Source organism: Rhodococcus sp. AW25M09 (genome assembly GCF_000333955.1).
Classification (GTDB): Bacteria; Actinomycetota; Actinomycetes; order Mycobacteriales; family Mycobacteriaceae; genus Rhodococcoides.
Genome location: NZ_CAPS01000033.1, coordinates 1 through 5,839, shown reverse-complemented (window position 1 = coordinate 5,839; position 5,839 = coordinate 1). Strand labels below are relative to the sequence as shown.

Genomic DNA, 5,839 nt, shown 5'->3' with positions numbered 1-5,839 from the left:
ATCCGCCGACGCCGATGCTGCGGCACTCCGCACCGGCATGAACGCCGAGCAGGACGTCGACCCCGAGGACCTCTTTCGGTTCGTCTACGCCTCCCCCACCCCCAGCCTGATCGACCAGCGCAATCAGGTTGCCGCCGAAATCGCAGCAGGAGAACTGGCATGACCACGATGACCATGGCCGGAGCCCTCAACGCCGCCCTGCGCGACGCGTTGACCGAGGACGAGAAGGTCGTCGTTTTCGGTGAGGACGTCGGCACTCTCGGCGGCGTCTTCCGCGTCACCGACGGCCTGACCCGCGATTTCGGTGACGACAGGTGCTTCGACACCCCGCTCGCCGAATCGGGAATCGTCGGGTTCGCGATCGGAATGGCGATGTCGGGCTACAAGCCCGTCGTCGAGATGCAGTTCGACGCCTTCGCCTACCCGGCCTTCGAGCAGATCGTGTCTCACGTGGCCAAGCTGCGCAACAGAACTCGTGGATCCCTCACCGCACCGATGGTCATTCGCATCCCGTTCGCAGGCGGTATCGGCGGCGTCGAACACCACTGCGACTCGTCCGAGGCCTACTACGCCCACACTCCGGGCCTGAAGGTCGTCTCCCCGTCCACCGTCGCCGACGCCTACTCGCTGATGCGCGACGCCATCGCCGATCCCGACCCGGTGATCTTCCTCGAACCGAAGCGGCTGTACTTCTCCAAGGACGACATCGAGCTGACCAAGACCGAGCCCATCGGCACCGCGGTCGTCCGCCGTGCCGGTACCGATGTCACGCTGCTGGCCTACGGCCCCACCGTCTCGGTGGCCATGCAGTCGGCTGAGTTCGCGGCCGAGGACGGACGCAGCGTCGAAGTGATCGATCTGCGGTCGCTCAACCCGTTCGACGACGAGACCGTTGCCGCTTCGGTACGAAAGACCGGACGCTGCATCGTTGTTCAGGAAGCGCAGGGCTTCGCCGGTGTCGCAGCCGAGATCGCCTCACGCGTCTCCGAGCGCTGCTTCCATCACCTGCACGCTCCGGTACTGAGGGTGACCGGCCTCGACATTCCCTACCCCGCCCCGAATCTCGAGCACTTCCACCTGCCGTCCGCCGACCGTGTGCTCGATGCCATGGACCGACTGCAGTGGAACGATGCTCCCGACCTCAGCAAGGCGGTCACGGTATGACTGCGCAGGTGTTCCTACTTCCGGACCTCGGCGAAGGCCTGACCGAGGCCGAGATCGTCGAATGGAAGGTCAAACCCGGCGATACCGTCACCATCGATCAGGTCGTCGTCGAAGTCGAGACCGCGAAAGCCTCCGTCGAGGTGCCCTGCCCGTTCGAGGGCGTCGTAGGCGAACTGCATGCCGCGGAGGGCACGTCACTCGCGGTCGGCGCGCCGCTGATCAGCATCACCGGTGGTGCCGTCGCCGATGCGCCTGCTGCCCACGAGCGCTACCGCGAAGAGGAAAAGGCTGGCTCGGGCAATGTGCTGATCGGCTACGGCACCGGGCACGGTCCCACCGGACGCCGCAAACGGAGTGCGGCTGCGCCGCAGGTGAGCGGAAACTCGACCCAGGCTACGAATAGGAGCGGAGCCTGCGGAGCGACCAGCGAACACAGCCACTCACATGCACCGAAGGTGCTCTCCCCCATCGTTCGGAGCATGGCGTTGCAGGGCGGGCTCGATCTGGCCAGCATCGACACGGCAGGCGGCCACGGAGTCATCACTCGCGCAGACGTCGAGCGAGCCTTGGCCGGTTCGACCGTTGCTTCCTCGCCGGAGGGCGTCACTCGAATCCCGCTCACCGGAATTCGTAAGGCCATCGCGGATAAGCTTTCCCGCAGCCGCTCGGAAATTCCCGAGGCCACCGTCTGGGTCGACGTCGACGCCACAGCTCTGCTGCAGGCCCGACGCGACCTGGACGCTTCCATCGACGGAGTCAAGGTGACGCTGTTGGCGGTTCTCGCCAAGCTGACGATGATCGCGCTGTCCAAGTTCCCGGAACTCAACAGCACCGTCGATACCGCAGCGGGCGAAATCCTGCGTTACGAGAACGTCGGTCTCGGTATTGCTGCGCAGACCGATCGCGGACTGATGGTTCCTGTTGTGCCGCAGGCCGACAAGGCCGATCTGAAGGAGCTTTCCGAGCGATTGTCCGAGTTGACCGAACTCGCACGGACCGGTTCGCTCCCCGCAGCTCGATTGAGCGGTGGGACGTTCACGCTCAACAACTACGGCGTGTTCGGAGTCGACGGCTCGGCTGCGATCATCAACCACCCCGAGGCCGCGATCTTGGGCATCGGACGCATCATCGACCGCCCGTGGGTGGTCGACGGCCAATTGGCCGTGCGCAAGGTAGCGCAGCTGTCGTTGGCGTTCGATCACCGCGTGTGCGACGGCGGAGTGGCCGGCGGATTCTTGCGAACCGTGGCCGATTTCGTCGAGAACCCCGTCGTGGCATTGGGATCCGTCCGATGAGTGACGTGGACGTTCTCATCCTTGGTGGCGGATCCGGCGGATACTCCTGCGCTCTGCGTGCCGACCAGCTCGGTCTTTCGGTCGCGCTGATCGAGGAAGACAAGCTCGGAGGCACCTGCCTGCATCGGGGATGTATCCCCACCAAGGCGTTGCTGCACACGGCCGAGGTTGCCGATGCGGTGCGCGGCTCGGCTCATGTCGGCGTTACTGCATCGTTGACGGGCGTGGACATGCCTGCGGCACTGGACTACCAGCGCAGTGTCGTCGCCGGGCTGCACTCCGGGCTGCAGGGGCTGCTGAAGCGGCCAGGCATCGAAATCGTCTCCGGACGCGGCCAGGTAGTCGGTCCTCGTACCGTCGAGGTGAACGGACGACGCATCACCGGGGGTTCGCTGGTTCTCGCAACCGGCTCGTATTCGCGCACCATCCCCGGTATCGAACTGGGACCTCGCGTACTCACCAGCGACGGGGCGTTGGCACTGGATCGCGTCCCGGAGTCTGTCGTCGTACTCGGCGGCGGGGTCATCGGTATCGAATTCGCCAGCATCTGGGCATCGTTCGGCAGTCACGTCACTGTCATCGAGGCACTCGATCGCATCGTTCCGGGTGAGGACGAATGGTCGTCGAAGCAGCTGACCAAGGCATTGCGCAAGCGCGGCATCGACATTCGTACCGGAACCAAGGTCGAGACCGTGACCGAATCTCCCGACGACGTGGCGGTGGCATTGTCATCCGGAGACACTCTCACAGCAGATCTCGTCCTGGTGTCAGTCGGACGCGGGCCCCGCACCGACGGCTTGGGTCTGGCCGAGCAGGGCATCTCCACCGAGCGCGGCTTCGTCACTGTCGACGACAATCTGCTCACCACCGCAGCCGGCGTCTATGCCGTCGGCGACATCGTGGCGGGCTATCAATTGGCTCACCGCGGATTCCAGCACGGCATGTTCGTTGCCGAGCACATCGCCGGCCTCGCACCGGCACGCATCGACGGTGATCTCGTTCCGCGCGTGACTTACTCGCACCCGGAGGTCGCGTCGGTCGGTCTCACTGAGAAGGCTGCGAACGAGAAGTACGGCACGGTGGCGTCGGTGGTCTATGACCTCGGCGGCAACGGCAAGAGCCGAATCCTCGCCACCGCAGGCGGAGTCAAGGTGATTCGCGCACGTGATGACGGCCCGATCGTCGGCGTCCACCTCGTCGGCGACCGTGTGGGTGAATTGATCGGTGAGGCCCAACTCGCGGTCGCGTGGGAGGCATTGCCGTCCGAGGTCGGTAGCTTCGTGCATGCTCACCCCACGCAGAACGAGGCACTCGGTGAAGCAATGATGGCGCTGTCGGGGCGGCCGCTGCACGCGCACAGCTGATTACGACGACGATTAAGGCGTCGCCACGGCCGGTGGCAAATGCGAAGGTTCGCGCAGGTGAGCTTGCTGCCGTGTCCGCTTTGACACTTATGCCGATGCCGCCCATCAAGAACCTGTCTCAGATCCGCTGCGCGTCCCTATCCTAGGAGACGCTATTTCCGACAGCAATGCCGTGTGAAGCTACCGCGGGTGTGTAACGAGCGCGTCTCCAGACCTAAGACGGTCCACGAACTGACGAATTGCATTTACAAGCCTTCGCGAGTCGGTCCCCGAAATCGCAGCCGTCGTATGAATCGTCTGATTGCGTCGATTCACAGCCTCCTCGATACTCTGCTGTTCCTTAACCGAAATAAACAACTCTTGCCTCTCAGCTTCTTTGAGCATTGAACGAAGCGGGGACGGCCGGGGTGATTCCCGGGCTTGAGCAGCAAATCTCTCTGACAAAGTGACTTCTAGCAAAGAGACAGCCGATATCAACGCCGCACCGTACTCGCGGTGGCCGAGCAAGCGCTCCGGCTCCGCATTGTCAACAATTTCCTCTCGTGTCAGGGATGTGAGCCAATCCCGGAAGCGTTGCACAAATTCATCAGGACTAGCCTCAAACCGAGCCGGCCTCGTCAATACGAGTCTCCCCTGCAGCCCCGGTTGCATAGATTGCGGCAACTCCGAGGCGACGAGCAACACGCTGCTCGCAGCCTTCTGCGCGACGGCCATCGCAACTTCGTACTCGCTTGCCTGATCACCAATCTCGGCCACCACGTAAGCCGCACGGCGGATCAGGGTGTCGAGCTTCGCAAAAGTTGTGCCCGGCGGACTGAATACGTCGCGTGCTGTAACCGGGACCAGTCCATTTGCTTCAACTTCGGGAAAAATATAGTCCCGATACCAACCAATCAATTTAGCTGGAATTGCGAAGTAGCAGATTCGGCTCGGCTCCTGCGGTACCCGGAAGTCTGCCGTGACGCGGTCGTCGGCATTAACGCTCTTCTCCGGGAGGCGATCGCGCCAGTACTGAGCAAGTTCGGTGAAGAATTGCTCCAGCTCACTTCCGATGCTAATTCCACGGACCTTCGGAAGGTTGATGACCTTCACTCCCCTCCGCTCAAACCTGCTGACCACGTGGGCAGGGCAACCAATTTGCACCGTCCAAAGTGGGCGATACATAGGACCCAGCCGTCGCTTTATCAGAGCTAAAATTTGTCTCGTGTCGGGGTCGTCGAGGCTGTACCCGACGAGAATCCCAGTGCGCTCCACAAGCATCGCCGTGACACTCGTGACCAGTAGCGGAAATGAGTGGAGGAATTGGTCGTAATCCTCCTCAGTGATTACCATCCTGGCGGGGTGATTGATGTCGCCGTGAAACTTAATGAGCCGGGGGCCAGCGTATCTATTCGGCGTAGAGAGTTGAGTCTCGTCTACAACGGGAAGGCATCCCTTGTTGATCTGCTCGTAGGCCCTTTCGAGTAGTAGGTCAAAGTTGGTCGTGACGACGTTAGTGAATCCGACACGCGCGAAAGCGAGGTGAGCGGCCCCCGGCGCAGAGTCGTACGCCCTGATCAGAGAGGCAGTCCTGTCAACGAGTGCGACACGCCCGAACGCCTGTTCAAACGCTGAGATGATTTCGAGCGTCCCACTGGCCTCGTCTGCACCATCGACATCACCTCTCAACGCGGCTCCCAACTCAAGCCACGACACAGGCGGATCTCCGCCCTGCGCTATTGCGTTCCTAGAAAACCCGGCGCCAACAATCGGCAGCCAAGATCCCTCGACTAGTTCGTCAAGAAGGTGTCGCGGGACATGATCGATGAGTGGTGCCACGGGCTCCAACCTAGCTTGAGTTTGGCTCACCTGGTCTCGCGTTGCGAGTGTTGGCTCGGCGCAAGAATCGAACCCTCGGGTCGAATCTTGGCGTACGAACCAAGGCAGTTGGCGACCGCCCCGCACTCGCCGTCAACCAATGGGGCCGATCTCTGCCACAGCACCCATCGTCGACCGTAGGTATTTCCGAATGATGAA

The 5,839-nt window shown here is 62.4% G+C and carries 4 protein-coding genes; 3 read left to right on the top strand and 1 reads right to left on the bottom strand.

Translation table 11 applies throughout. From position 1 onward, the window contains the following. Positions 1 to 159 precede the first annotated feature (159 nt). The 3 genes from RHODMAR_RS06140 to lpdA are packed head-to-tail and all read left to right on the top strand — an operon-like array spanning position 160 to position 3,823. The gene (locus tag RHODMAR_RS06140) at positions 160 to 1,164 is read left to right on the top strand and encodes an alpha-ketoacid dehydrogenase subunit beta (protein ID WP_008712420.1); all 1,005 of its coding nucleotides are present in this window, start codon (positions 160 to 162) and stop codon (positions 1,162 to 1,164) included. After that, positions 1,161 to 2,459 (top strand): dihydrolipoamide acetyltransferase family protein, encoded by a 1,299-nt coding sequence (locus tag RHODMAR_RS06135; RefSeq protein WP_008712418.1) that lies wholly within the window; start codon positions 1,161 to 1,163, stop codon positions 2,457 to 2,459. The genes RHODMAR_RS06140 and RHODMAR_RS06135 overlap by 4 nt, the downstream gene beginning before the upstream one ends. Continuing rightward, entirely contained in the window at positions 2,456 to 3,823 is a 1,368-nt protein-coding gene (lpdA, locus tag RHODMAR_RS06130) for a dihydrolipoyl dehydrogenase (protein ID WP_008712417.1), read from the top strand. Before RHODMAR_RS06135 ends, lpdA begins: the two co-directional genes overlap by 4 nt. A gap of 180 nt (positions 3,824 to 4,003) precedes the next feature. Here lpdA and RHODMAR_RS06125 read toward each other — a convergent pair whose 3' ends face one another. Further along, positions 4,004 to 5,641: an SIR2 family NAD-dependent protein deacylase gene (locus tag RHODMAR_RS06125; protein ID WP_157226008.1), complete on the bottom strand. Its 1,638-nt coding sequence runs from the start codon at positions 5,639 to 5,641 to the stop codon at positions 4,004 to 4,006. Positions 5,642 to 5,839 lie beyond the last annotated feature (198 nt).